The sequence below is a fragment of the Neorhizobium sp. SHOUNA12A genome (assembly GCF_023006505.1).
In the GTDB taxonomy this organism is placed as follows: domain Bacteria; phylum Pseudomonadota; class Alphaproteobacteria; order Rhizobiales; family Rhizobiaceae; genus Neorhizobium.
On the sequence record NZ_JALBGV010000052.1, the window covers coordinates 1 to 25,501 of the forward strand.

Genomic DNA, 25,501 nt, shown 5'->3' on the forward strand with positions numbered 1-25,501 from the left:
AACGCATCAGCACCCGCTCGCGAGCCGCCTGAGCAATCTTGAAATGCCGGTCCGGCCGCCGGCCCTCCGGTGATTGCGGCAGGGCAACCAGAAGCGCCGCTTCCGCCACCGTCAGCCGCCGCGGCTCCTTGCCGAAATAGGCAAGGCTTGCGGCCCGCACACCCTCGAGATTGCCGCCATAGGGCGCGTGGGTCAGGTAGAGTTCGAGGATTTCCTTCTTGGACAGCCGCCGCTCGATCTGGACCGCGCGCACGACCTGGCGGAGCTTTGCCGTCAGGGAGCGGCTCTCGCGGGGCTCGATCAGCCGCGCCACCTGCATCGACAGCGTCGAAGCCCCCGAGACGACATGACCGTTGGTGACGAGCTGCAGCATCGCTCGCCCGAGCGCCCAAGGATCAACGCCGGCATGCTCGTAGAAACGCTGGTCCTCATAGGCGACCAGCATTTTCAGGAAACGCGGGTCGACGTTTTCGGTGCTCGTGCGAAGCCGCCAGCGGCCTTTCGGCGTCGCGAAGGCGCGCAGCAGCTCGCCATCCGCGTCGAGCACTTCGGCGGACACCACCCGCGCCTTTTCAAGCGGCGGCGGATAGGCCCTGTCGGCCGCATCGAGGCCGACGATCAGCCCCGCCGCTACGCCGAGGCCGATACCCAGACCGATCGAAAGTTTCCACCTGAGCTTCATCGGAACGAGCTGCCGCTTACTGGGCGGCAAGCACCTCCATCTTGCCGGTTGCGGTACGGGCCGAGAACTGCGGACGATACATGTCCTCGACCTGGGCCGCCGGATGATCGTAGACGCCGGGGGTCACGGCGCGGACCACATAGGCGAGCGTGATCTCGCGGTTGTCGCCGGCGCTCCGGTCGAAGGCCGCAACGAACCGGTCGTTGCGGAACTCGGTATGGGCTGCCTGCACCTCCTCGATCCAATCGAAATTGGCAAGGCTGGCGCTGTTGACGATGCTCGGATTGTCGATCTCGAACCCGGCCGGCAGAAGGTCGGTGACGACGATGCGCGACGGCCAGTTGTTGCTCTCGGTGATCTTGATCACCGCGACATAACGCTGGTTCTGCTGCGCCTCGCTGACATTGGCCTCCTCGCCGTCCATCGAATAGTAGGCCCGGGTGATCTGGAACCCGTCACCACCGGCCGGCAGCGGCTGTGCCGGCGCCGCGACCGTGGTGATCGAGGCAGACAGCGGATCGGCACTGTTGTTCTTGACGGTCAGCGGATGACCGATCAGCGCATCGCCGGTCATCTGCGACATCAGCGTGCCGCGATGGTCGGCGCCGTTGACCTGCAGGCGCAGACCGTCGTCACCGTTCTGCAGCGCGCGGGCGGCGAGCAGCATCCAGGTCTGTTCCTGGGTGCTGGTATATTTCTTCTGCCCCCATTCCCTGGCGACGATGGTGGCGAGTGCCGGGACGATCGGCGGCACCGGCCGGCTTTCGGCGGCGAGCGCCAGAACCGCGGCACCGTCTCGCAAGGACGAGCCGTAGTCCGAACGCGACAGGCTGACCCGGTGGATCCGCGCGTCCTGCGACATCTGCAGCGAGGCCGCAAAGATATTCTTTGACCGCTGCGCATCGCCATAAAGTGCCAGCGCCGCGGCAATATGGGCCTTGGCGAGCGGCGTCGGGAAATCGTTCAGCATCGTGTCGGCGTAATAACGCAGGTCGCTGATCGCAGCCTTGCGGTTGCGGGCGAGAACATAGAGCGCATAGGCGATCTCGTTGCCCTGATCCTTGATGTTGTTGGTGAAGCCGAGCGAGTTTTGCAGGCTGTCGAGAGCCTGGACGAGCGCCTGTTCGGGGACGTCGTAACCCTGTTCGCGGGCCCGGCTGAGGAAGTCGCTCACGTAGGAATCGAGCCACAGATCGCCGCCGCCCGGACCCCAGAGGCCGAAACTGCCGGCCGAGGACTGGTAGGACAACACGCGATAGATCGCATCCTGGACCCGCTTCTTGATTTCCGTATCGTCGGCAAGGCCATTCTGCACCGCCATCTGGCTGAGGTAGAGAAGCGGCAAGGCGCGGCTGGTCGTCTGTTCGGCGCAGCCATAGGGATAACGGCTGAGGCTCATCAGCAGCGCCGGGATGTCGAAGGCGGTGGAACGGCTGACATTCACGCTGATCGAGGCACCCGGCAGGATGCTGTCGGCAAGCAGGTTGGCATCGACCGTGACGCTGGCACCCGGCTTCAGCTCGACAAGCCGCTGCTGGGTGATCGGCATGGCAGCCGGCCGCACCGGAATATCGAGCACCTGGTCCAGCGACATGCCCGACGCATTCGAAAGGCGGATCGAGATCGACCCGTCGCCCGGCTCGACGCCGCGAAGTGCCAGCGTGACATCCGACTTGCCGCCGGCGGCGAGCGTGATCTTTCCGGTCCCCTTCTGATCGACGGAGACGGGCTTGTTGGTGGTGATGGCGAGCTGGTAATCGCCGGCCGGCGCATCGGTATTGGCGATGTCGAGCCTGAGATTGGTCTGGTCGCCAGGCGCCAGGAAGCGCGGCAGGCTGGCCGTCACCACGACTGGATCACGGATCACCACGTCCTTGACGCCATGCCCGACGCCGGTCTTCGACCAGGCAACCGCCATGACACGCGCCGTGCCGTTGAACTGCGGAATGTCGAAGGAGACATTCGCCTTGCCCTGCGCATCGAGCTTTACCGGACCGGAGAAGAAGGCGATCAGCTTTTCCTTCGGCGGGCTCGACTGCAGCGCCGCACTGCCGCCGTCACCGCCGGTGCGCAACCGTCCGGTCGCGCCGAGCGAGCCGTCGATCAGGCGGCCATAGAGGTCGCGGATTTCGAGGCCGAGGCGGCGCTGGCCGAAATACCAGTCGTCCGGCGCCGGAGGCTGGTAACGCGTCAGATTGAGGATGCCGACATCAACCGCAGCGACGGTGACATAGGCGTCCTGATTGGCGCCTGCTCCGGCGACCTGCAGCGAGATATTCAGCGGCTGGCGCGGTAGCGTCTTTTCCGGCGCCGTGATCGATACCTGCAGATCGCGGTTTTCCGGATCGACCTTCAGCCAGGTGACGCCGATGGCGCGCATCGGCATGCGGCTTTCCTGTGCCTGGCCGGGACGATAAAGCGTCGCGGTGACATAGGAACCGGCACCCCAGGCGGCAGTGACGGGGATTTCCACCTCGCCGCCATTAGCGCCGATGCTCGCGGTCTTGACCGCTATCAGGCTCTCGGAACCCGACGTGATCATCAGCTCGCCGGCGTAACGCGACGAAACCTTAAGCTTGGCCGTCTCGCCGACCTTGTAGCTGTTTTTATCGAGCGCGATTTCCAGCGCATCCGGGGTTTCGGTCGAGGTCGCGGTCACGAACCAGCCCGCATCGAATTCGACGCTGGAGGTGGGTCCGCCGATATCGGCGGTTTCGACCTCGAGCCGGTAGCGGCCCCACTTGACCGGAACGGAAACCTTGCCGCCGTCCGCCGTGACATTCACCGTGCCGTTGGCAGCCTGGCTGGTGCGGGTCACCGGCTCATACCGCCAGGACGAGCCGTCGCGATACCATTGATAGTCGCGGTCGATCTTGACCAGTTTCCAGGGCAGGTTCTGCACCGCCTGCTTCTTGCCGGCCTCGTCCACCATGATCACGGTGAAATTGCCGACAGAGTTTTCGCCGAGATCGCCGGAAAATTCCGGCTTGATGCCGATCCGCGCACCTTCCGCCTTGACCGGCAGGGTGATCGAACGCTCGATCGCCCGCCCGCCTGCCTCCTGCATGCGCACCACGATATCGGCGTTGACGAGCTGCGTCGTCGAAGGCGCTTCGGAAACGGTCGCGTCGAAGGTCGCCTTGCCGTCGTCGTCGAGCGGTTCGAGCTCCTCCAGCGGAATGCGAACCGCTTCGCTCGCCTCTTCATCGACGAGGCCGAACTGGTATCCCGGGAAGGCCGGATTTTCGCGCGTCGTCTTCAGAGCGATCTCGCCTTCGAGATTGAGGCCGGCCGCTGGTGCGCCATAGAGATAACGGCCGTCGATACTGACTGGCACCGGTTCCCCGACCGCGATATCCTTGGCGTCGCTGGTCATGTCGAATTCGATGCGATCCGGCACGAAATCATCGACGAGGAAGGTCTTTTCGCCGATCGCCGACCCCTTGGGATCGGTGAAGATCTGCATCGTCCAGGTGCCGCGCATCGAGGTGGCCAGCAGCGGCAGGTCGAGCGTGTAACCGCCGAGCGAACCGTTGTTGACCATGCGCCGATCCTCGACGCCATCCGGCCGCAGGAAAACGAAGGTGAGCGGCAGGTTCTCGATCGCCGTCGCATCGATATTGCGGGCGAGCGCTGAGGCATGCACGGTTTCGCCGGGGCGGTAGATGCCCCGTTCGGTCCAGGGCAGGATGTCGATCGCGCCAGGCGCCGGACGGCCGGTGACGCCGCGGTCGGACAGATCGAAGCCGGCGCGGGCCATGTCGAGGAAGACATAGTCCTGGCCGTTGTTCTGGGCCGCCAGCACCGCCGGCACCATCGCCGCCGTGCCGCGCATCAGGCCGGCGGTAAACACCGCGCGGCCATCCGCATCGGTCTTCGCCGTGCCGAGGATTTCGTTATTCTTGGCGAGAAGCTGCAGGTCGACGCCGACCATCGGTTTGGCGCTGCCGAGCGAGCGGGCAAAGACGTTGAGACCGTCCGTGCCGGCATAGGTGGTGAGACCGATATCCGACACCACGAACCATTGTGTCGCCTTGGTATCGTATTCCTGGCTCGTCGCATTGGCGGCGGCCGCCGTCAGCATGTAGACGCCGGGTTTGCGGGTCGGCAAAGCCTCGTCGACGGGGAAGCTGGTCACCACGTCCTTGTTGAGATCCTGGGCGATATCGATCGTGCCCTGCCAGACCAGTTCGCCGCTCTGCTCCTGGATCTGGGTGGCGTTATAGCCGTCCATCTGGGTCAGGAACTGCGAGTTGGCGAGCAGCGGGGCGATGCTGCGGTCCCCTACCCTGTAGAGCTTCAGATTGGCCTTCTCGGTATTGACCGAAACGATCGGAATGCCGCGGCGCGCGGTCGACGGCAGCACGAAACTGTCGCCGGTGAACCGCACGGTCGCCGAACGATCCTTGACATAGACATCGATATCGACCTGTGCCGCGAGCGGCTCGTCGACGGAAGAGGGCAGGCCACGGCGCAGCGACAGCTTGTAGCGCTGACCATGGGTGAGGCCTTCGACGCAGATCTGGCTGTCCTTGGCCTCCATCGCCTTCGGCGCCTGACCGTTGAGCACGACGAAGGGTGCGTAATCGGCGCCGATCTTCACCAGCGGTTCGGAGAATTGAACGCAGACGCGCGGATTAGCGCTGTCGGCATCGACCGTGTTGCCGGTCACGCGGAAACCCTGGCGTTCACGCAGGTCGTTATAGGCGGCCTGAACGGTGCGGGCATTCACCAGCGCAAGGCTCGCCTTGTAGGCATTGAGCGCGGCGCGATAATTCTGCTGCTTGGCAAGCGCGGCCCCGAGAACCGCCAGCGCATCGGCGCGGGTCTGCGTCGTGCGTGAAAGCTGATAGCCGTTGACGGCGGCAAGCGTGCCTTCGCCGTCGACCGTGGTGTTGTTCTTCGCGGTGCTGGCAGCACGGGCAAGCTCGATCCACAGCGCACCGTCGTCGGGGATGACCGAGAGCGCGCCTTTGAAATTGTAGACGGCCGTATCGATATTGCCGGCCAGAACCTGGCCCTGGGCGATCGTCTTCAAATTTTCGACGCCGTAACCCTGCTGGTTGTCGCCAAGCGTCAGCCCATCTTTCTGATCGCGCGCCTGCTGGAGAACTTCTTCCGAGAGGAAGGACAGTTTTGGCGGGGCGCCGATATCGGGTTCAACGGCGGTTACGACGATCTTGCCGGCGGTGGCACCCGGAAACGGGTTGAGCTGGCTGTAATCCGACTTGAGGAAGCACCATTTGGCTTTCTCGTTATAGGTGAAAGCCTTGCAGGCATTGTCGCCGATGCAGGCCGCCTCGCACTGGGGCTGGCTGACATTCTTCACGGTTCGAAGATCGAAACCGAGATAATCGCTGTTCGGAGTGCTTTCGATCCGCCGGTCGGCCGCAGTCAGCGGCGAGACGAGAGCGAAAGCGGAAACGATGAGAGCGAGAAAGCCGAATAACGCGCGCCTAGACATTGAAAGTCCCCCCGTGGCTGCCGTCGGAAGTCGGCAGTTTTCTAATCTATCCCGTGACTTGTCAACGAGCGTCGATGAGTCGAGCCACCTATTTTCGTGAAGAGATTGTCATATGACGAATGTCGTGCCGGAACGGTTCAGGCCATCAGCCCGGCAGCCGTGAATCCGCCGTCGACGGCCAGAATCTGGCCGGTCACATAGGAGGATTGGCGTTCGTCGACGAGAAAGGCGATTGCCGTGGCAATCTCCTCCGGCCGACCGTAACGGCGCATCGGCACGGTGCGCTTCCACTCTTCACGCGTCACTGCCGTGTGGTTCTCCTTGACCATCGGCGTCTCGATCGGACCCGGCGCAATGGCGTTGACGCGGATCAGGTCGTCGGCAAGTTCGACCGCCATGATCTTGGTGAGCGTCACCAGCGCGCCCTTCGATGCGCCATAGGCAGAGCGGCCGAGATTGCCCTTGATGCCAGAGACCGAGGCGATATGCACGATCGAACCGCCGCCGTTTTCCCGCATGATCGGCGCCAGCGCCTGAGACAGCGCAAACGCGCCGACGACGTTGACCTCGTACATCCGCCGAAGCTGATCGGTCGTGGTATCGGCGAACCGAACATTCGAACCGACACCGGCGCTGTTGACCAGTGCCTGCAGCGGGTTTTGAAGAGCCTGGCAGCGTTCCGCGAAACCCGCGATCGCCTTTTCGTCGGTGATGTCGAGGAGGACGGTGGTGAGGAGACCGGCCCGATTGCCGAGACGTTCCGCCAACCGGTCAAGCGCCGCAGCATCGCGGTCGGCGGCCAGCACGTGCCAGCCGGCTTCGATCAGAAGCTCCGTCGTTGAAAGGCCGATACCCGATCCCGCACCCGTGACGACGACGCTGCGCATGTTCAGCTCTCCCGATTGTTGATGATGACCAGTTCGAAGGTGACGCCGACGGGATTGTCGCCCCGCGCCAGCCGGCCGTGATAGATCACGCCATCCGTATCGACGACCGCGGCATCGATCGAGGCCTGAAGCCCATCCGGCGTCATTTCGAGCACGCCGTTCTCGATGGCGATCTCGGTCGCGAGGCAGACCACGCGGCGCCCATCCTCGAACACGGGCTCGTTGATGCTGCCGATGCCGTAGATGCGGGCGCTCTCGATGCCATGCTCGCGGCAGACTTCCTCGATTGCCAAACCGACATCCTCGTTCGGCCGGATCCGCAGCAGAATGCCGTTGCCCCCGCCGCTCTCGCCCTTGGCGGAAAACAGCGTGAAATTCGTCTCCGGATCGGGGATGGAGGAGAAGGTCGCGGTGGCGCTGCCATAACCTTTGACCGTGATCGGACCGCTGACGATGCTGTCGAAGGGCAACACATGCCCCATGCGCAGAGCCCCTTCGCTGGTATCCCAGATGCCGTGGCAATGCAGGAACGGCGTGCCGTCCCGCTCACCCACCATCGCAGTCGCCGAGTGGAATTTGCCGCCCGCTTCTGGCGCGAAAGTGGCGCTGTACCAGGCTGCATGATCCTCGTCCGGAGAGAAGGCCGGCAGGACATAACGGAACGGATCGCAGGCCCCACCTTCGATATTGACGAAACCACCCTTGCAGCCAGCCTCCGCGAAAACGCGCGCCACCTCGGCCATGAAAACCTCTCCCGGCCGCAGCACGCCCTCGACCGGCTTCAGCGCGGTTCGCACCGCCTCGCGCCTGATCGGTGCGACAGGGCCCGGATGCTTGAGTTGGCGCAGCCCCGGCAGATCGTTAGCCGACTTATCGTCAAGCTCGCCGCGCGCCTGCAGTTCTTCGCGGATCATCTTCTTGGTGATCTTGCCATAGGCGGATTTCGGCAGCGCGTCCCAGAAGATGAAGCGTTTCGGCATCTTGTAGCGGGACATCCTGCCGTCGATGAAGGCGAACAGGTCCTTCTCGGTCACCGCCGAACCGGGCTTGGCGACACAGACGGCGATGCCGACTTCGCCCCAGAGCGGATCGGGCACGCCGAGCACGGCCACCTCGCTGATTGCCGGATGGGTGAGGAGCTTCTCCTCGATCTCGCGCGGGTAGACGTTCGAACCGCCGGAGATGTACATGTCCGAGGCGCGGCCGGTAATGTAGAGGAAACCCTCCTCATCCATATGGCCGAGATCGCCCGTTCGGAACCAGCCGTTGCGGAACGCCTTCTCGTTGGCCTCGGGATTGTCGTAATAACCGGCAAAGACCGCCGGGCCGATGCAGCAGATCTCGCCGGTCTCGTAAGGCCCGACCTCTTCGCCCGCATCGTTCTGGATCGACACCTGCATGCCGGTGCGCTCCATGCCGCAGGTGCCGATCCTGGCGGCTTCGCCGTCCTCGGCGGTATGCAAGGCTGGCGGCAGGACGGTGATCGCTCCCGTCACCTCGCCGAGCCCGAAATATTGCACGATCACCGGCCCGAGGCTTTTCAGCGCCCGCTTCTGGTCCTCGCGATACATCGGCGCGCCCGCATAGATGACGTAGCGCAGCGAGGAGTGGTCGTATGTCTCGGCCGCCGGATGCTCGACCAGCAGCTTCAGGATAGTCGGCACTGTGAACATGGTCGAGACGCGCCACTTTTCGATCAGTGCCCAGGCGGCATCGATATCGAACTTTTCGGTCGGCAACAGGATGGTTTTCACCCCATGCGCCACCTGAGTGAGTTGATGCACGCCAGCGCCATGCGAAAGCGGGGCGACGACCAGCGCCGCGTCGGCGGAGGTGACGCCGGGCATCAGGTCGCAGAGATGGTTGTTGATCACGAAAGCCATCTGGCCATGGGTCAGCACCGCCGCCTTCGGCCGCCCGGTCGTGCCCGACGTGAAGAAGAACCAGCAGGGATCATCCCGTTCGACCCCCGCTTCGGCCGGTTTTCTGCCCCGGAATTCCTCCACGAGAGCGTCGTAGGAGGGTCCGAAATCCGCTTCGCCGATCGCAGCAACGAAACCGATTTCGGGATTGCTTTCGCGCACCACCCGGGCGTGATCCGGAAACGAAGCATTGCAGATCAGGCCGGTCGCGCCGCTCGCCTTGGCGAGATAGGAGACCTCTTCCGGGGTCTGCCGAAAATTGGTCGGCACCCAGACGGCGCCGATCCGGAAACAGGCGAACATGCTCTCGAACATCTGGTTGCAGTTCTGCGACTGGACGAGGATGCGATCGCCCTTGCTCACCCCGAAACGCTGCTGCAGCGCCGCAGCCATCGCGTCGATGCGGGTCTCGAACTCTTCCCAGGTCCAGGTCTTCTCGGCCCAGACCAGGGCGATACCCTGCGGCTCGCGGCGCATCGCCTGCGTCACGAAGCGGGCAAGGTTCATCACCCGCGTCGAGCGGGGGTTGAGCCCGCCCTTCGGCTCAGTCCGACCGCCGACGCCAACCGAGGTCGTCGCATTCATTTCGTCCGCTCCAGGATGGACACGTAATTAGCAACGGCGGCGCCGCCCATGTTGAACACACCGGCCATTGTCGCCTTCGGCAGCTGCATGTCGCCCGCCTCGCCGCAGAGCTGCATCGCCGCCATGACATGCATGGAAACGCCGGTTGCGCCGATCGGATGGCCCTTGGATTTCAGGCCGCCGGACGGATTGACCGGCAGGCGGCCGTCCTTGCGGGTGATCCCTTCGCGGATGACGCGGTAACCCTCGCCGGGCTTGGCAAGCCCCATCGCCTCGTATTCGATGAGCTCGGCGATCGTAAAGCAGTCATGGGTTTCGACGAAGCTCAGATCGTCGAGCGAAACGCCCGCCTCGGCCAGGGATTTCTGCCAAGCCATGCGTGCGCCGTCGAAGGCGATCGGGTCGCGCCGCGACATGGCGAGGATATCGTTGACATGGTTATGCGCCTTGAAGGCGACGGCGCGCTTCATGCCAGCCGCGACTTCGGGCGCCGCAATCACCAGGGCGGCCGCACCATCCGAAACCAGCGAGCAGTCGGTGCGCCTCAGCGGCGCTGCCACATAGGGATTCTTGTCGGACACAGTGTTGCAGAAGTCGAAGCCGAAATCCTTCTGCATATGCGCATAGGGGTTCTTCATGCCGTTCGCGTGGTTCTTGGCCGCGATCATCGCCAGCTCTTCCGAACGGTCGCCATAACGCTGGAAATAATGGCTGGCGATGCGGCCGAAGAGGCCGGCGAAGCCGCCTTCGACATCGGCCTCCTCCTCGCGGTATGAGGCCGACAGCAGGATGTCGCCCGTCTCCTTGGTGGGCAGTGCCGTCATCTTTTCCGCACCGACGACCAGCGCGATCTTGCCGCGGCCGGCAGCGATGAAGTCGAGCGCTGTATAAAGCGCCGCCGAACCGGTGGCGCAGGCATTCTCCATCCGCACCGCCGGCACATGGTCGAACCCGTCGGCCGCCATCGCCACCAGCGCGCCTTGGAAATCCTGCTTGGAAAAACCGTTGTTGAACACGCCGACGAAAATGCCGTCGACATCCCTGGCCGTGATGCCGGCATGTTCGAGGGCCGGATTGATCACCTCGGCCATCAATTCCCGCGTCGAGGCCGCTTCGGACTTGCCGAACTTCGAATGCGCCCAACCGACGATCTGCGCTCCTGCCATGACCTTCTCCTTCGTTTCAAACCCGTTCCGGTGTTCTCGGCCGTGCCGCCTGCGGCGCCTTTCGAGGCGCCGGTTTCTCCGAACTGAACAGCGATTTCAGCTTGCCCTGCACCCGATCGACCTCATGTGCCAGCAGCCCGGCAAGCTCCTTCTGACGCGCCTCACCCATGCGACTGTCGATCGCGGCAATCGACAAGGCTCCTGCAAGCCGTCCGTCGGGCAGCAGGATCGCCATGCCGATCCCCCAGGAATTGGCGATGACTCGCCCTGGATTGAGCGCGTAGCCAAGCTCGCGTGTGCGGCCGACATCCTCGCGAATGATGTCCGGCGAATAGCCCGGATATTGCGCGGCAATGACGCCTTCAATACGGCCGAGGACCCCCTCGACTTCCGCGTCCGGCAATGCAGCCAGCATCGCAAGTGATCCGGCGCCGACACCGAGCGGGTTCTGGTCGCCGGTCAGCAGCGCGTGGGTGCGCACCGGATGCGTGCCCTCCTCGCGATGCAGACAGACGGCGTAGTCGTCACGCCGCATCGAGACGAAGCTGGTGTCGGCCGATTTGCCGGAAAGCCGCTTCAGGCTTTCGCCCGCCATTTCCAGAAGGCCGTGCCGGCGAGAGGCCAGCATGCCGAGGACGTAAAGTTCCCCGCCGAGATAATATCGGCGGGTAAGTTCGTCCTGCTCGACGAGGCGGGAGCGCATCAGCGCCATCAGCAGCCGCCGGGCAGTGGGTTTGTTGAGGCCGCTATCGGCGACCACATCGGCGAGCGCGACACCCTTTTCCGCGCCGCGGCCGACGATAGAGAGAAGCTGCAGCGCCCGCTCCACCGCCTGCGAGCCGGAAACGGCACCTTCCCGAAGACCCGAGGGGATCTCGATCACCTGTTGCATATGCCGTTTCCCATCAGATGCATGGCCGCCACCGATCAGCTCAATGACTTGCCGATAGCCTTTTCGAGGATCGCCCAGGCCTCGTCGCCGTATTTCGACTTCCAGTCCTTGTAAAAATTGGCAGCGCGCAGCTTTTCCTGGAAAAGCGCGCCGTCCGGCTTGTTGAACTTCATGCCCTTGCCTTCGAGTTCGGCCTGGACGGTGGCGTTGAGGCCCATGACGTCCTTGCGCTGCAGCTCGGCGGCGGCGTTGAAGTGCTTAGAGACGATCCCCTGCAGATCTGCCGGCAGCGCCTGCCAGGAGCGGCGGTTGAGGAGAATCCAGAAACCATCCCACATGTGGTTCGTCATCGAGACGTATTTCTGCACCTCGAACAGCTTTGCCGTCGTCAGGATGGCGAGTGGATTTTCCTGTCCGTCGACGATGCCGGTCTGCAATGCGGTATAGGTTTCGGCAAAGTTGATGCTGGCGGGCGCCGAACCGAAGGCGGTGAACATCGAGGTCCAGAGCGGGCTGACCGGCACGCGGATCTTGAAGCCTTCGAGATCCTTCGGCTTTTCGATCGGCCCCTTGGACGAGGTGATCTGCCGGAAACCGTTGTCCCAGATCTTTTCGAGCGTCAGCAGCCCCTTCTTCTCGATCTCGCCGCGAACATATTTGCCGAGTTCGCCGTCCATGGCTGGCCAGACCTTGTCGTAGCTCGGGAACGCGAAACCGACGCCGTTGAGCGAGGCATTGGGCACCAGGGTCGACAGGATGATCGGCGAAAGGCTGAACATTTCGACGCCGCCCGAACGCACCTGGTTCAGCATGTCCGTATCGGCGCCGAGCTGGCTCGACGGGAAGATATTGATCGCCATGCGACCACCGCTCTCCTCCAGGATCTTGGCGACAGCCTCCTTGGCGCGAGTGTTCATCGGGTGCGTCAGCGTCTGGTTGTTGGCGAACTTATAGGTGAACTCGGCGGCATTGGCCGGCCGCGTGCGGATCGAAAAGGTCGTAGCGATGCCGGTCGTGGCCGCGCCCAAAAGAAGCGTTCTGCGATTGACGTTCATGAAATCCTCCTCCGAATTCAGTTCCCAGTTTTTTGCCTCACAGCCTCTAGAGAAAGGCGGTCGAGAAATAGGGCACGGCTGCGATCACCAGAAGGCCGATCATCAGCGCGCCGATATAGGGCCAGATGGCTTTCATCGCTTCGTCCGGCGAAACATTGCCGATCTTGCAGGCGATGTAGAAACCGATGCCAATCGGCGGCGTCATCAGGCCGATATTCATCGCCGTCACCACCACCATGGAATAATGGATATCGTTGATGCCGAGCGAGCGGGCGACCGGAAACATGATCGGCGCCATCAGCACGATCGCCGGCAGGCCTTCCAGCACGCAGCCGAGCACCATGAATATCAGGATGGTGACACCCATGAAGGTCATCCAACCACCCGGCAGGCCTTGGACCGCCTGCACAAGTTGGGCTGCGAAGCCCGTCTGGGTCAGTGCCCAGGCCATGGCGGAAGCGGCACCCAGGATCATCAGGATCGCGCCGGAAAGTGCCGCCGTCTCCACCAGCATCTCATAGAGCTTCTTCAGGCTGATACCGCCGTAGAGCGTCGCCCCGATGATCATCGCGTAGAGGACGGCGATCGTCGAAACTTCCGTCGCGGTGGCAATGCCTTCGCCGACTGCGGTGCGGATCAGGAAAGGCAAAACCAGTGCCGGCGCGGCGACCAGCAGCGCTTTCTTGATCACCGTCAGCGGTGCCCGGCGCACCCCGGCCATGGATTCGTGCCGCGCCTTCCAGCGCGCCAGGATCGCGAGGACCAGAAGCAGGACCATGGCAATCGCGAAGCCGGACGTGAAAAGCCCGGCGATCGAGACGCCGGCGGCGGAGCCGAGCACGATCAGCACGATCGACGGCGGCACAGTTTCCGCCATTGCCGCCCCGGTTGCCAGAAGCGCGATCATCTCTGGCGGCCTGTGGCCGCGGCGCTTCATTTCCGGAAACAGCGCCGGCGCGACGGTCGCCATATCGGAGACCTTGGAGCCCGAAATACCGGAAACCAGGAACATCGAGCCGAGCAGCACATAGGACATCCCGGCCCGCACGTGGCCGAGCAGCGAGGCCAGCACCTCGACGATCGCCTTGCCCATGCCGGTCGCATCGAGCACGCAGCCGAGCAGCACGAAGATCGGCACCGACAGCAGGATGATGCTCGACATGCCCTCATCCATGCGGCCGATCATCACGAACACCGGGACTGATGTCGTGAACGTCAGGAATGCCAGTGTCCCAAGGCCGAAGCAGAAAGCGATCGGAACGCCGAGCACGAGAAACAACGCCACGAAACCGACGAGGAAGATCGGGATGTTCCAGTTACCGATCTGCTTGAGGCCCGGCCCAACGAGCCAGAGGAACATGGTCGCCGCGGCGATGATCACCACCGATATCGCGACCTGCCTTAAGGTCGATCCCTTCAGCGCGTTGATAACCGCGAGGATCAACATCAACCCAACACCGACCGGCAGGGCCGCAGCGCGAAAGCTCATCGGAATATTGAGCGCCGCCGAGGTGATGTAGGATTCCTCGATCGCGTATTCATAAGCCGGGCGCAACATCACTCCAAGGAAAAGCGCCATCAGCAGCAAGGCCAGCGTGTTCGCCAGTCCACGCGTCCTTTCGGGCAGCATGCCCACGAAGAGCGTCAGCCGCAGGTGTTCGCTGCGGTCTACGGCCATGGCCGAGCCGAGCATGGCAAGCCAGAGGAAAGAGATCGATGCCACCTCGTCGATCCAGACGATCGGCAGCGAAAAAACGTAGCGGGAAACAACTCCGGCCAACAGAAGCGCGATGATCCCGACGAGAAGCGCGGCAGCAATCGCCTCCACCGGCCGCATCCAGACGGAGCCGCTCTGCTGCGGCGCCACGCCTTCGAGGCCGGCGAGCAGCGAGGCCTCGTCCATGGGCTCGATTGTATTCTGGGCTGCCGTCACGCGTCATCCTCCTCTATGCTGCGAAGGGGACAGGCGAAAGAAACGCTCCGGATCGATCGCGATCAAGCCGCAAATCCAGGCGGATGACACCCCTCTCCGGCGTCACCGCTTCTTCTCCCGACGTCCGGCTCCTCCAGCCATCCGCAGTGGTCCATTATCTGGATCTTGTTCTCTTCAAGTTGCCGGAGTTTGCTGAAAACAGTTAAATTAGGCAAGCTTGAATTTGCCGGAAGATGATAAAACTTGAAAGACGATCCATAGTATGGACTGGCTTACACCGTACCTTGGATCGCCTCAGCTCAAGCTACCGGACACCGTCACATGCAGCCCGCCGTCAATCGGGAGTTCCACGCCGGTGATGTATTTCGCCTCGTCGGATGCGAGGAAAACCGCGGCCCAGGCGATATCCCAGCCATCCCCCTGCCGTTTCATCGGCGAAAGCGCGTCCCTTTTGGCCTTCATCTCCTCGGCAGAACCATAATAGCCGCTGATCTGTTTCTGGATATGCGGCGTGTCCATCACCCCCGGCAGAATCGCGTTGGCGCGGATGCCCTTGGCCGCATATTCGATCGCAATCGCCCGCGTGAAGTGATTGAGCGCGGCCTTCGATGCATAATATGAAACGTAGGGGTAGCCGGTCCACCTGATGGAGGCGAGCGACGAGATGTTGATGATCGCCCCGCCGCCCTGTTTCTCCATGATCGGCAGAACGGCCTTGCAGGTGAGGAAGGCGCTGGTCAGGTTGACGTCCATCACCTTGCGCCAACTCTCTTCGGTTGCCTCCGCCGCACCGCCCGGCAGGTTGATGCCGACATTGTTGTGCAGCACGTCGATGCGGCCAAAACGCTCCATGGTCGCTTCGACAACGGCAGAAATATCACTGGATCTGGTGACGTCGGCGGCGAGCGCCAGGCCTGAACCGCCCTCGGATTGGATGACGTCGACCGTGTTCCTCGCCGCCTCGAGATCGACGTCGACGCAGACGACGCTGCCGCCCTCGCGGGCATAGGCGACGGCGGCGGCCTTGCCGTTCCCGAAACCCGGGCCGACCGAGCCGGCGCCGAAAACGAGAACAACCTTATTCTTCATGCGATCCATAAATTGCTCCTCCAAACCGCCCTCCCCGGCGGCTCGAAACAACTTAGGGTGCGGTTGTCAGCAGGTCCATGTTCAATCGCGGACAGAACATGTTCAAAAAGGACCCAACCGCTCGGCATGACCTGAGTCCGCGGCATTTCCCGCCGACTACCCCGACATAGCAGGATTTACTTTTCTTCCGCGGGGCCAGTCCGGAATGCACCTCGGGCGAGATATCGAGCATGGTCCCGGACATCCCTCGGCCAGCTCTCCGTCAGCTCCCTGAAGCGATCCTCCTGCCCCGCATAAAGCGCCCGCGCCGCGTCCTCGTATCCCGGCTGATCGCCGCCGAGCGCCCGCATGAAGCGATCGGCGGACTCCTGAGCCCGGCGCCTATCATCTCCCGCACTACCGGCGGCACGTGCTGCGTCGACGAGTTTGCGCAGCACCACGGAGGCGCCGCCCGGCTGCTGACCGAGCCATTCCCAATGCCGCGGCAGCAATGTCACCTCGCGTGGCACCACGCCAAGCTTCGGCCGGCCGGGCCGCCGCTCCACCGGCTCGACAGGCTCCACGTTGTTCGTGGGAAGACGACTGAGACAATCTTCGAGAGTACCACGCAGATCGAGATCGACCGGCTTTCCGGTCGCATCGTCGAAGACCAGAGCGCTTTCATGGCCACCGGCCTTGATCGCCGTGACGACCTCGGCCGGGGATCCACCCGCAATACGGATTTCACCCCAAAAAGCTGTCCAATGAAAATCCGCCATCTGCTTCCTCTGTATTGAGATGCAGATTTATCCGGGTAAAATAGGATCGTCAATCCGGGATCAGGCGGTCCGCTGTCTCAGGCGGCCAAGACCGACGCGAAGATGACCAGCAGCGCGGATGATCGCCCGCCGCGCCGCCGGTTCGATGGTCGTTGCGATCACCCAGGCGACGAAGAGCAGGGCGGCAACCAGCACCAGGGCAACGAGCCAGCGGTTCTGATCCGTGCCGAAACGGGCAAACACCGCGTAACCGATATTCTGGTGCAGCAGGTAAAGCGGATAGGTGAGGCCACCGAGCCCGATCGCCAATGCCGGAGAAATGCGCAGCGACGGCGCCGTGGCGCAGACCGCGACCGCTGCAAGCGCCAGCAGCCCGATGAGCGCGAGCCCGACGGCGCTGCGGCTCAGGCCGTATGTTGCGATGAAATCCGGTTCTGTCAGGAAGGGTGTGGCGATTGCCCAGCAGACGGCGGCTGCAAGCACCCAAAGGCTAGACAGGCAAGCGTGCTGCCTCACCTTGTAGAGCGCCAGGCCGAATGCGAAATAGCCGGAATATTCGGTGATCAGCAATTTCTGGATCGCGCCGCTGCCGATGAAGGCCTCGTTGACGATCGAAATCGCCAGCCACGCCAGTACGACAACGCGCCAGCCGCGCTCGAAAAGGCCGGTGGCAATGAGCAGGAAAACCCAGAAGTAGAAGATGATCTCGTAGGCGATCGTCCAGTAGGCGCCATCAAGGAACGGTTGGCCGAGGCCGCGCGAGATGATGACGACATGTGCCAACCATTGTTTGATCGTTGGCGGATCGACGGTCGGCACATGCCAGACGGTGAGCACGACGGCGGTAATCGTCGCGCAGACGATGAAGGTCGGCCAGAGCCTGGCAAAACGACCGGCGGCAAAATCATAGGCCGTGCGGCCTTCCGCCGACATGGTGATGACATAGCCGGAAATGGCAAAGAAGATCAGCAGCCCAACATCGAACCACATGGCAAAGGGTGCGAGTTCCGGAAAGCCGATACCGCCACCCTCGCCGGAAATCCGCATGCGAAAACCGTAGTGGAACGTCAGCACCATCAGCGCCGAGACGAGGCGCAGGATATCCAGGTTCAGCAGCCGTGGCGTCTTCGGGGCCGTCATCCGATCCTCTGGGGTGAAATAGCTTAAGGCCAGACCCTATCGCACCTGCCTTTGGAAAAGGTGAATCCATCCCGAGAATACGAGCGTATCCGATTGGACTGCCTCAGGTAACGCCAAGGACTTCCCTTTCCTTGCGGAATATCGTTTCCTATCAAATTCATGACAGGACCCACACAAGATCCTGAGGGAGGTTTCGATGTCGATTTTTCTCTGCGGCGCCTGTGGCACCTCCTTCGCGGAGGCCGAAGAGGCGCCGGAAGCGTGCCCTATCTGCACAGACGAGCGCCAATATATACCGCCTTCCGGCCAGGCCTGGACGACGACAGAAAAGCTTGCACGGACGCATCGAAATGCTTGGGTTCAGCTCGAGCCGGATCTGATGGCGATCCAGACTGCTCCAGCCTTCGCCATCAACCAGCGCGCCCTGCTGCTGCGTACACCGGCGGGAAATATCCTGTGGGATTGCATCGCGCTGCTGGACGACGCGACCAGGGAGATCGTTCAGGCTCTGGGCGGCCTCAGCGCCATCGCGATCTCCCATCCGCATTATTACACGACCATGCAGGACTGGGCCGCGGCCTTCGACGCACCGATCTATCTGCATGCCGCCGACAAGGAATGGATCTGCCGCCCATCTGATTACGTCCGGCTCTGGGACGAGGACGCGCTGGTGCTCTCCTCTTCCGTCACGCTGGTCCATGGCGGCGGGCATTTTGCCGGCGGCACCGTGCTGCATTGGACGGGCGAGGACGGCAAGGGCGTGCTGCTCGCCGGCGACATCGTCCAGGTCACGCCGGGCACCGACCATGTCTCCTTCATGTGGAGTTATCCCAACATGCTGCCGCTCAGCGCCGCGGAGGTGGCGGATGTCGCCGAGCGGCTGGCGCCCTGGCCTTTCGAGCGGATCTACGGCGCCTTTTCGCACCAGAATGTCCGCCAGGACGGTCAGGCGATCGTTGCCCGCTCCGCCAGGCGTTATATCGACCGGCTTTCCAAATGAAAAACGCGCGGGTGTTGCCACCCGCGCGTTCGATAATTCCGAAAACCGGATCGTTTACTTCAGGCCGAGAAGCTTCTTGGCATTGCCCTCGTAGATCTTCTGGCGGGTGGCATCGGAGATGTCCATGTTGTCGAGCACCTTGATGGTCTCGCGGATGTACATCGGGCCGCCTTCCGGATCGAACGGCGCGTCGGACGCGAAAAGCACCCGGTCTTCACCGAAAAATTCGATGGCGTGCTCGATGGCCTTGGTCGAACCGAAGCTCGCCGTGTCCGCATAAAATTCCTTGAAATATTCGAGATGCGGGCGCTCCAGCGCCTTCAGCACGGTGGAGAGGTCGCGGTCGGATGTGCGCTTGCCCATCTGGTCCCAGCCGGCACCGACGCGGCCTTCGAAGAAGGGCACCATGCCGCCGGCGTGGTGGGTGACGACCTTGAGACCCTTGTACTTGTCGAAGATGCGCGAGAAGACGAGGCGCGCCATTGCCGCCGAGGTTTCATACGGCCAGCCGAAGGTCCAGAAGATCTCGTATTCCGAACGGTCTTCGGTCAGGTAGTCCGGGAAGTTGGCACCACGTGACGGGTGGAGGAAGACCGGCTTGCCGGACTTTGCCATATATTCGAAGAAGGGCTCGAACTGCGGCAGGTCGAGCGGCTTGCCGCTGTAGTTGGTGAAGATCTGGACCGCGCAGGCGCCGAGATCTTCGACGACCCGCTTGGTTTCCGCCATCATCCATTCCTGGTTTTCCATCGGCACGGTGGCGATGAAGGCCGGGAAGCGTTCCGGATATTTGTCGCACAGTTCCTTCTGGGAATCGTTGCCGATCCGGCCGAGGTCATAGGCGCGCTCGGGGCCGGCCAGCTTTTCAAGCGGCGGAGAAGCGAGCGACAGGACCTGCTGATAGTCGCCGCCGAACATGTCCATCACCTGGAAACGACGGTCGAGATCGGTCATCATCGGCACCGCGCCGCTGCGCATGGTGACGTCGGTCATCGTGCCGATATAGCCGATCAGCTTGTCGAAAAAGGGCTTTGGCCAGATATGGTTGAAAGCGTCGATCTTCTTCATGGAATGCTCCTCCTGTCTATCCCTGCTACGGCACCGCGAACTTAAGGGAAGTTCAGTGCCCCCGAGGGGTTTAAAAAATCCGCGAGCCGAGCGATGTCGAGATCTCGACCATGCTCCGTCGCGGCAAAATGCGAAGACGGTCGCCGAAAGTCAACACATTTTCTTGCAATATGAGATTATCGGCTTGAAATTCTATGTCGATGCGAGGCGAGCGCGGCGGTGATCTCGCCGGCTGCAAACAAGACTTCCCGGCCGATCTCCTCCACGGTGGAGCCGCCGACCTGATCTTGAGCGATCGTTACGGAAAAGCTGGCGATGGGGCTCTGGCCCGCATCGAAGATAGGCGCTGCGAAACCGACGACGCCCGGCGTCACTTCGCCATGGGCCACGGCGTAACCCTTCTTACGCACCGACTTCAGCCCGTCCAGGACAGCTTCCACCGTATCGCCGGCGCCTGCCGCCTGCCAGTCGTCGAGCGTACGGTTGATCAGCGGCAGCAGATTGCGGCGCGGCAGAAAGGCGACGATGGAGCGGCCGATCGCGCCGCGGCTGAGCGGCATCGGCCGTCCGCGCGGATAGCTGCTGATCGCCTCGCGGCTGGAACTGATCGAATCGACACAGAGGATCTTTTCACCGTACCAGCGCACCAGAAGCGCCGTGCATTCGTATCGACCGGTGAGCTTCTGGAGATAGGGCGCGCCGGACAGGATCAGATTGTCCGACTTCCGCAGCAGATAATCCATCTCCACCACCCTTGGTCCCAGGGTGAAGCCGGTATTCGGCATGGAGGTGAGGAAACCGCTGTCTTTCAGGATCTTCAGGTAGCGATAGAGCGTCGGCCGGCTATAGCCCAGCTCCTCCATCAGCTCTTCCGGCGTCCATTCCAGACGGTCCTCGGTAAAAACCTCAAGCACTGCCTGAAGGCGTTCGAGACTGTTGACGGCCTTTTTTCTCAAAGATGCTCCCGCTCTTTCCTGACGGCGCGCGACATCAGACCGGCCGGACCTATGCGGCAATAACGATAACTGCGAAAACTGCAATGGCAAGTGGCGCTACTCGGCGGCGTTCAGCGAAGGCAAGCAACTGCCGTCGGCAGCGCTGACCGTGTCTTCCGTCGCGACCACCCGCCGGATCGCTGCCAGATATTCCGCCTGGAGAGCGGTCGACTGCCAATTGCGGCGGGTGGTGATGCCGATCGACAACGGCTTTCCCGGCACTTCGTAATTCAGAAGCGTCAGGAACCCAGCCTTCAATTCGTGCCGGAGTTGATGACGGGACAGCAGCGCCAGCCGGTCCGTCTGCATCAGGATGCCGCGCAACGCCGTCAGCGAGCCGGTCTCAACCGTTCCCTGAGTCTGCGGTCCATCCGGAAACGCTGCCGCCAGGGCATCGAACGTTCTGCGGTTGGGGGTGCCCTTGCGGGCCACGACCCATGGGTAGGAAGCAAGTTCGGTTGCCGAGACATCCGCCTTGCCGGACAGCGGATGACCGGCACCGGCGACAACCGCGAGGCGGAAATCGAAAAGCGGCTCCTGAACTAGCGACGGCGTCAGACGGCTGCGCAACGCGCCGATCAGAAAATCGATATGTCCCATCTCCAGATCGCTGAGGAGCTGTTCGTAGCTGCCTTCGAGGATCTCGAACCGTGCCAGCGGATGGGTGAGGGCCAGCGAAGCAATAGCATCGGGCACGATGGTGGTACGCGCCATCGGCAGCGCGCCGATCGATACAAGGCCATCGAACTTGCCGCGCAGCTCCTGCACTTCCTCGGTGGCGTTGCCGAGTTCCTTTAGCGAAAGGCCGGCCCAGCGGGCAACGGCACGGCCGGCGCTGGTGAACCTCGTCGCCCGGCCGTCGGCCTCGAAAAGGTTTGTGCCGAGGATCGCTTCTGCGTTGCGAGCGGTGCGTTGAACCGCAGCACCCGATTGTTCGAGGATGCGCGCGGCACCCGGAAAGCCGCCGGTCTGGGCAAAGGCCTGCAGGGCGCGCAGGTGGGAAATCGTCAGCCGCCCATCCGCGCCGGAGCCGCGCGACCCGGAATCCGCCTGGAGTTTCTGGCAGCCGGTCCGGATAAGATCGAGCGCCCTCAGCGATCGGGCCTGGACGACGCGCCCCTCGGGCGTCGCCATCGCATGCCCGGGACCGCGTTCGAGAAGCTTGGTGCCGAAAAGTTCTTCAAGCCGGGAAATCGCCTGCGATGCCGCCGGCTGGGTCACCCCCACGATATCGGCCGCCTGCGTCAGCGAGCCGGTGCGCAGGCAGGCGCAGAAAAGACGGATATGGCGCAGATTGGGATAGTCCACGTATCTGTCCTCCCCTGCCAATCTCCTCCCGGCAGCGGGTCGAAACGGTGCAAGCCCAGCACTTGCCCCGTTTCGGTTAAGTCACAATGCGATGCTGCGCTCGCCGGTCAGCTGTTCGTTCATCCATTCGGCACTGGCACGGATGCCGCCGAGCGGGAAGACATGGATCTGCTGGATCAGACTTTCCGGGTGGGAAGCCTTGTAGTTGGCGATGTCGGTCAGCACTTCAGTCGGCTCGTAGGGAACCAGGAGCTTGCTGAGATCCATCGCGCGCTTCTGCAGCACGCTGAGCGAGGGGCCAACGCCGCAGGCGATCGCAAACTTGATGAGCGTCTGCAGTTTGGTCGGGCCGGCAATACCGAGATGGATCGGCAGCTTGACGCCGGCGGCAGCAATACGCTCCGCCCAGGCGATCACCGGCTTGGCATCGAAGGCGAACTGGGTGGCGATCGCCATCTCCGCATCGGTGCGCTCGGAATAGGCCTGCTTGAACTTCAACGCCTCGTCGACGATCCTGTGACCGCCATCCTTGTCGATGTCCTTGTTGCCTTCTGGGTGGCCGGCGACATGCAGCCGCTTGAAGCCGTAGCGGTCGAACAGGCCGGTCTCGATCAGCTGGATGGAACTGTCGAAATCGCCCGCGGGCGTCGATACGCCGCCGCCGAGTAGCAGTGCCTGTTCCACGCCCGCCTCGTTTCTGTAGCGCTTGATCCAGTCCTCCAGGATCGCATGGCTTGCAATGATGCGGGAGGGAAAATGCGGCATGACGGGGAAGCCGTCTTCGTGCAAGCGCCTTGCGGTCTGCACCATGTCCTCGATCGGCGTCCCGTCGATATGGGCGATATAGACCCGCGTGCCCTTCGGCAGCAGTGTCTTGAAATCTTCGATCTTGGCCGCCGTGCGCGGCATGACTTCGATGGAGTAGCCGTCGATAAGGTCCCTGAAGCTGGCCGGCTCCACGGACTTCTCTTCCTGCTTGCTCCTGAACAAATTTAAAAGTGCCATTGTTGATCCTCCCCCCGTTTAGCCAATGAAAAACGTCCGGTCAGACGGACGGAGCGGCGTGCGAGAACAACCCGTTCTCGCACGCCCATTGCTTAGAGGGCCTTCTTTGTGCGCCAGCTTTCGGCGTAATTTTCACGCGCTTCCTGAGCGTAGGGCACGGCTGCGACGCGAACGCGGATCTCGGCCTGCTTATGGCCCTGCTCGACCGAGGTCTTGGAAGTACCGCCATCCGGCTCGCCCCAGATGAGCGTCAGGATGTCGTTTTCCTCGATGTCGGCATCGACGACGCCGAGCGACAGCATGGAACGCTCGTTGTAGCTATAGCCGTTGAACATCGACAGGCCGACGACCTTGCCATCCTTCAGAACCTTGTCGAAGCTCGACGAAGCATAGTTGGAGAGCGGGAAGTCGATCCACTTGGCGGCCTGTTCGCCGGGCTGGAAAGCCGAAGCGATAACCTTGACGACGTCGTCGGAATTCCACTCGAAGGTGACCTTGCGGCGCTGCGGGGTCGCCTTCTGCTTTTCGACGGCCGCGCGGCCGACGAAGTCGTGGTCGAACTTGACGTAGACGCCGTAACCCAGTTCGTAAGGGTTCAGGTAGTAGTCTTCGATCTTGTCGGAGACGTAGCTGCCGCCGATCGAGCCCGAAGCTTCGTAGCTCTGGGCAGAAAGCCAGTCGCGATAGGCCTGCAGTTCGTCACCGGTGTAGATCGCCGGAAGCGGCGACGGGATCCAGCCGGACTCCAGCGTGTTGGTGGCATAGGCGCGGCTGCCGACGGGGCGCAGATCGACGCCGGCTTCTTCAGCAGCCTTGATGATGGCGGCGCGAACTTCGTCCTTCTCCGCATACGGACCCCAGATTTCGAGACCCGGAGCGCCGGCCATGCCGTGACGCAGAGCCTGGACCTTGCGGCCGCCGACCTTGATCCAGTCGACGTGGAAGAACTTGATTTCCGGAATCGGGCCGCCGTTCATCTTTTCAAAGACCTTCGGCGCATCCGGACCCTGGATCTGGAAGCGGTAGTGGATGCGGGTGACGAGCTTGCCGTCCGGACGCGAAGGCGAACGCGGGTCGTGGGTCAGCTTCACGTTATATTTGCCGAGCGACGCGTTGTAGAGCAGCCAGTTGGCGGTCGGCGCGCGGCCGACGAGGACGAACTTTTCTTCCGTTTCGCGGAAGATGATCATGTCGCCGATAACATGGCCGGCAGGCGTGACCGGAACGTAGTGCTTGGCGCGGTCGACGCCGAAATTGGCAAAGCTGTTGATCGACAGGCTTTCAAGGAACTTGGCGGCGTCCGGGCCTTCGACGACGAGTTCGTCCATGTGATGCGACTGGTCGAAAAGAACGGCGCCCTCACGCCATGCAGCCTGTTCGGAACGCCAGTTGGAAAATTCCGGAGCCACGACCGGGTATACATAGATGCCGGTCTTGGAGTTGCGCAGATGCTCGACGGTGTTGCCCGCATCCTTCAAAACTTGAGTGAGATTGGCCTGAGTCACGGAATTCCTCCCTGTGGTTTGTCTGTGGCTTGAGATGTCGTGTATACATGACGGCATCGGCAGACAAATTCAAGGGGAAATATTCGGCAGGCTGATGATCGCCTGCGGATAGTAAACCGAAGGCTTCCGGCCATCAAAAACCTTCAGCGAACACCCGGGCTCTCAAGAGTTGAGGAGCACCAGGCCGGGAACGGTCAGCATCAACTCCGGATCCTCGAAGACCGCATATTCGAGGTTCTTGCGGGCGATGCGGGCGTGCTCGCGGGCGATAAATTCCGCCCTTGCACCTTCACGGCCGGCGATCGCCTGCACCAAAGTGCGATGTTGTTCCTGCGCAATATGCAGCGACTGACGGAAGGCCGCCACGTGGGCCCGGCCCGACAGGAAAGCCGATGGCGACGCGAACGGCAGCCGTGTCGCGCGCTCGACCTCCCGCTGGATTACCGTGCTGCCGGAAAGCTCGACCAGCACCACATGAAACTTTGCGTTCGCCTCCGAATAGGCTTCCAGATCCACCTCGTCCGCGGCTTCCCCGAAACAATCGTCAAGCCGAGCCTGGATTTCCCGAAGCTGGTCCAACCCTGCCTGCGAGACGCCGCGTTCGGCGGCAAGCCGCGCCGCCGTCCCTTCCAGCACGCCGCGCAGCTCGATCGCATCGACGGCATCGGCATAGGTGAAGCTGCGGACCACGAAACCGCCATTCGCCAACCGGTCGAGCAACCCCTCCTCCGCAAGACGCGACATCACTTCGCGCACCGGCGTTCGGGAAATCTGCAGCGTCTCGGCCAGCGACACTTCGAAAAGACGGGTTCCGCCGGGATAGTCGCCGCTCAGGATCTTCTTGCGCAGCTCCATCAGCGCGCGCATCGTGTGGGTCGTTCTCGAGGTCTCTTCCAAATCCGCACCTTTGCCTGGAGACAAGCCGGCGCAACCTCCGCCTGTCGATCGGCAAATCTTAGCCACATCTGATGGATTGGCCAAGCCTCATGTATACAGGGGGTTCAGGCTGTGGATGATGGTGCGGGATTTGGAGCGGAAAAGCATGCC

Annotated in this window: 18 protein-coding genes and 1 pseudogene; 1 reads left to right on the forward strand and 18 read right to left on the reverse strand. The window is 62.5% G+C overall.

Going from position 1 to position 25,501, the window contains the following annotated elements; translation table 11 throughout:
• From MOV63_RS21055 to MOV63_RS21110, 12 genes and pseudogenes are all read right to left on the reverse strand, one after another.
• The coding region (locus tag MOV63_RS21055) for a transglycosylase domain-containing protein (protein ID WP_247036510.1) at nucleotides 1–682 on the reverse strand (682 nt) is incomplete at its 3' end.
• Between the two features lie 16 nt (nucleotides 683–698).
• Complete coding sequence (locus MOV63_RS21060; RefSeq protein WP_247036512.1) at nucleotides 699–6,146, reverse strand: alpha-2-macroglobulin family protein; 5,448 nt, start codon at nucleotides 6,144–6,146, stop codon at nucleotides 699–701.
• Between the two features lie 137 nt (nucleotides 6,147–6,283).
• Nucleotides 6,284–7,033, reverse strand: a complete 750-nt coding sequence (locus tag MOV63_RS21065; protein ID WP_247036514.1) for an SDR family NAD(P)-dependent oxidoreductase — start codon at nucleotides 7,031–7,033, stop codon at nucleotides 6,284–6,286.
• Nucleotides 7,034–7,035: 2 nt separating this feature from the next.
• The gene (locus MOV63_RS32865) at nucleotides 7,036–7,776 is read right to left on the reverse strand and encodes a PCC domain-containing protein (protein WP_309500844.1); all 741 of its coding nucleotides are present in this window, start codon (nucleotides 7,774–7,776) and stop codon (nucleotides 7,036–7,038) included.
• 132 nt (nucleotides 7,777–7,908) lie between these two features.
• A pseudogene (locus MOV63_RS21075) lies at nucleotides 7,909–9,540 on the reverse strand (acyl-CoA synthetase); the annotation flags it as partial.
• Entirely contained in the window at nucleotides 9,537–10,706 is a 1,170-nt protein-coding gene (locus MOV63_RS21080; protein ID WP_247036516.1) for an acetyl-CoA acetyltransferase, read from the reverse strand. The gene MOV63_RS21080 and the pseudogene MOV63_RS21075, both read right to left, overlap by 4 nt.
• 16 nt (nucleotides 10,707–10,722) lie before the next feature.
• Entirely contained in the window at nucleotides 10,723–11,598 is an 876-nt protein-coding gene (locus MOV63_RS21085) for an IclR family transcriptional regulator (protein WP_247036525.1), read from the reverse strand.
• Nucleotides 11,599–11,633: 35 nt separating this feature from the next.
• Nucleotides 11,634–12,653 (reverse strand): TRAP transporter substrate-binding protein, encoded by a 1,020-nt coding sequence (locus MOV63_RS21090; RefSeq protein ID WP_038591116.1) that lies wholly within the window; start codon nucleotides 12,651–12,653, stop codon nucleotides 11,634–11,636.
• 46 nt (nucleotides 12,654–12,699) lie between these two features.
• A complete protein-coding gene (locus MOV63_RS21095; RefSeq protein ID WP_247036575.1) occupies nucleotides 12,700–14,556 on the reverse strand; it encodes a TRAP transporter large permease subunit in 1,857 nt (618 codons plus the stop codon).
• Nucleotides 14,557–14,880: 324 nt separating this feature from the next.
• The gene (locus MOV63_RS21100; protein WP_247036527.1) at nucleotides 14,881–15,684 is read right to left on the reverse strand and encodes an SDR family NAD(P)-dependent oxidoreductase; all 804 of its coding nucleotides are present in this window, start codon (nucleotides 15,682–15,684) and stop codon (nucleotides 14,881–14,883) included.
• 167 nt (nucleotides 15,685–15,851) lie between these two features.
• The gene (locus MOV63_RS21105) at nucleotides 15,852–16,433 is read right to left on the reverse strand and encodes a DUF2239 family protein (RefSeq protein WP_247036529.1); all 582 of its coding nucleotides are present in this window, start codon (nucleotides 16,431–16,433) and stop codon (nucleotides 15,852–15,854) included.
• A gap of 60 nt (nucleotides 16,434–16,493) precedes the next feature.
• Entirely contained in the window at nucleotides 16,494–17,573 is a 1,080-nt protein-coding gene (locus MOV63_RS21110; RefSeq protein ID WP_247036531.1) for an acyltransferase, read from the reverse strand.
• 196 nt (nucleotides 17,574–17,769) lie between these two features.
• On the opposite strand from MOV63_RS21110, the gene MOV63_RS21115 reads away from it, so the two are divergent.
• The gene (locus tag MOV63_RS21115) at nucleotides 17,770–18,573 is read left to right on the forward strand and encodes an MBL fold metallo-hydrolase (protein WP_247036533.1); all 804 of its coding nucleotides are present in this window, start codon (nucleotides 17,770–17,772) and stop codon (nucleotides 18,571–18,573) included.
• 54 nt (nucleotides 18,574–18,627) lie between these two features.
• Here MOV63_RS21115 and MOV63_RS21120 read toward each other — a convergent pair whose 3' ends face one another.
• The 6 genes from MOV63_RS21120 to MOV63_RS21145 form a co-directional block, all read right to left on the reverse strand.
• The gene (locus MOV63_RS21120; RefSeq protein WP_038546876.1) at nucleotides 18,628–19,641 is read right to left on the reverse strand and encodes an amidohydrolase family protein; all 1,014 of its coding nucleotides are present in this window, start codon (nucleotides 19,639–19,641) and stop codon (nucleotides 18,628–18,630) included.
• 176 nt (nucleotides 19,642–19,817) lie between these two features.
• Nucleotides 19,818–20,597, reverse strand: a complete 780-nt coding sequence (locus tag MOV63_RS21125) for an IclR family transcriptional regulator (RefSeq protein ID WP_038546879.1) — start codon at nucleotides 20,595–20,597, stop codon at nucleotides 19,818–19,820.
• A 96-nt stretch (nucleotides 20,598–20,693) separates the two neighbouring features.
• The gene (locus MOV63_RS21130) at nucleotides 20,694–21,944 is read right to left on the reverse strand and encodes a LysR substrate-binding domain-containing protein (RefSeq protein WP_247036535.1); all 1,251 of its coding nucleotides are present in this window, start codon (nucleotides 21,942–21,944) and stop codon (nucleotides 20,694–20,696) included.
• A gap of 81 nt (nucleotides 21,945–22,025) precedes the next feature.
• Nucleotides 22,026–22,949, reverse strand: a complete 924-nt coding sequence (locus MOV63_RS21135) for a methylenetetrahydrofolate reductase (protein WP_247036537.1) — start codon at nucleotides 22,947–22,949, stop codon at nucleotides 22,026–22,028.
• Nucleotides 22,950–23,041: 92 nt separating this feature from the next.
• The gene (locus MOV63_RS21140) at nucleotides 23,042–24,454 is read right to left on the reverse strand and encodes an aminomethyl transferase family protein (RefSeq protein ID WP_247036539.1); all 1,413 of its coding nucleotides are present in this window, start codon (nucleotides 24,452–24,454) and stop codon (nucleotides 23,042–23,044) included.
• A 162-nt stretch (nucleotides 24,455–24,616) separates the two neighbouring features.
• Nucleotides 24,617–25,375, reverse strand: coding sequence for a GntR family transcriptional regulator (locus MOV63_RS21145; protein ID WP_405029361.1), 759 nt, complete (start codon nucleotides 25,373–25,375; stop codon nucleotides 24,617–24,619).
• Nucleotides 25,376–25,501 lie beyond the last annotated feature (126 nt).

Bases quoted from the DNA above. Each gene is read 5' to 3' on its own strand.
- MOV63_RS21060 (WP_247036512.1), bottom strand. From the start codon at position 6,146: ATGTCTAGGCGCGCGTTATTCGGCTTTCTCGCTCTCATCGTTTCCGCT.
- MOV63_RS21065 (WP_247036514.1), bottom strand. From the start codon at position 7,033: ATGCGCAGCGTCGTCGTCACGGGTGCGGGATCGGGTATCGGCCTTTCA.
- MOV63_RS32865 (WP_309500844.1), bottom strand. From the start codon at position 7,776: ATGGCCGAGGTGGCGCGCGTTTTCGCGGAGGCTGGCTGCAAGGGTGGT.
- MOV63_RS21080 (WP_247036516.1), bottom strand. From the start codon at position 10,706: ATGGCAGGAGCGCAGATCGTCGGTTGGGCGCATTCGAAGTTCGGCAAG.
- MOV63_RS21085 (WP_247036525.1), bottom strand. From the start codon at position 11,598: ATGCAACAGGTGATCGAGATCCCCTCGGGTCTTCGGGAAGGTGCCGTT.
- MOV63_RS21090 (WP_038591116.1), bottom strand. From the start codon at position 12,653: ATGAACGTCAATCGCAGAACGCTTCTTTTGGGCGCGGCCACGACCGGC.
- MOV63_RS21095 (WP_247036575.1), bottom strand. From the start codon at position 14,556: ATGGACGAGGCCTCGCTGCTCGCCGGCCTCGAAGGCGTGGCGCCGCAG.
- MOV63_RS21100 (WP_247036527.1), bottom strand. From the start codon at position 15,684: ATGGATCGCATGAAGAATAAGGTTGTTCTCGTTTTCGGCGCCGGCTCG.
- MOV63_RS21105 (WP_247036529.1), bottom strand. From the start codon at position 16,433: ATGGCGGATTTTCATTGGACAGCTTTTTGGGGTGAAATCCGTATTGCG.
- MOV63_RS21110 (WP_247036531.1), bottom strand. From the start codon at position 17,573: ATGACGGCCCCGAAGACGCCACGGCTGCTGAACCTGGATATCCTGCGC.
- MOV63_RS21115 (WP_247036533.1), top strand. From the start codon at position 17,770: ATGTCGATTTTTCTCTGCGGCGCCTGTGGCACCTCCTTCGCGGAGGCC.
- MOV63_RS21120 (WP_038546876.1), bottom strand. From the start codon at position 19,641: ATGAAGAAGATCGACGCTTTCAACCATATCTGGCCAAAGCCCTTTTTC.
- MOV63_RS21135 (WP_247036537.1), bottom strand. From the start codon at position 22,949: ATGGCACTTTTAAATTTGTTCAGGAGCAAGCAGGAAGAGAAGTCCGTG.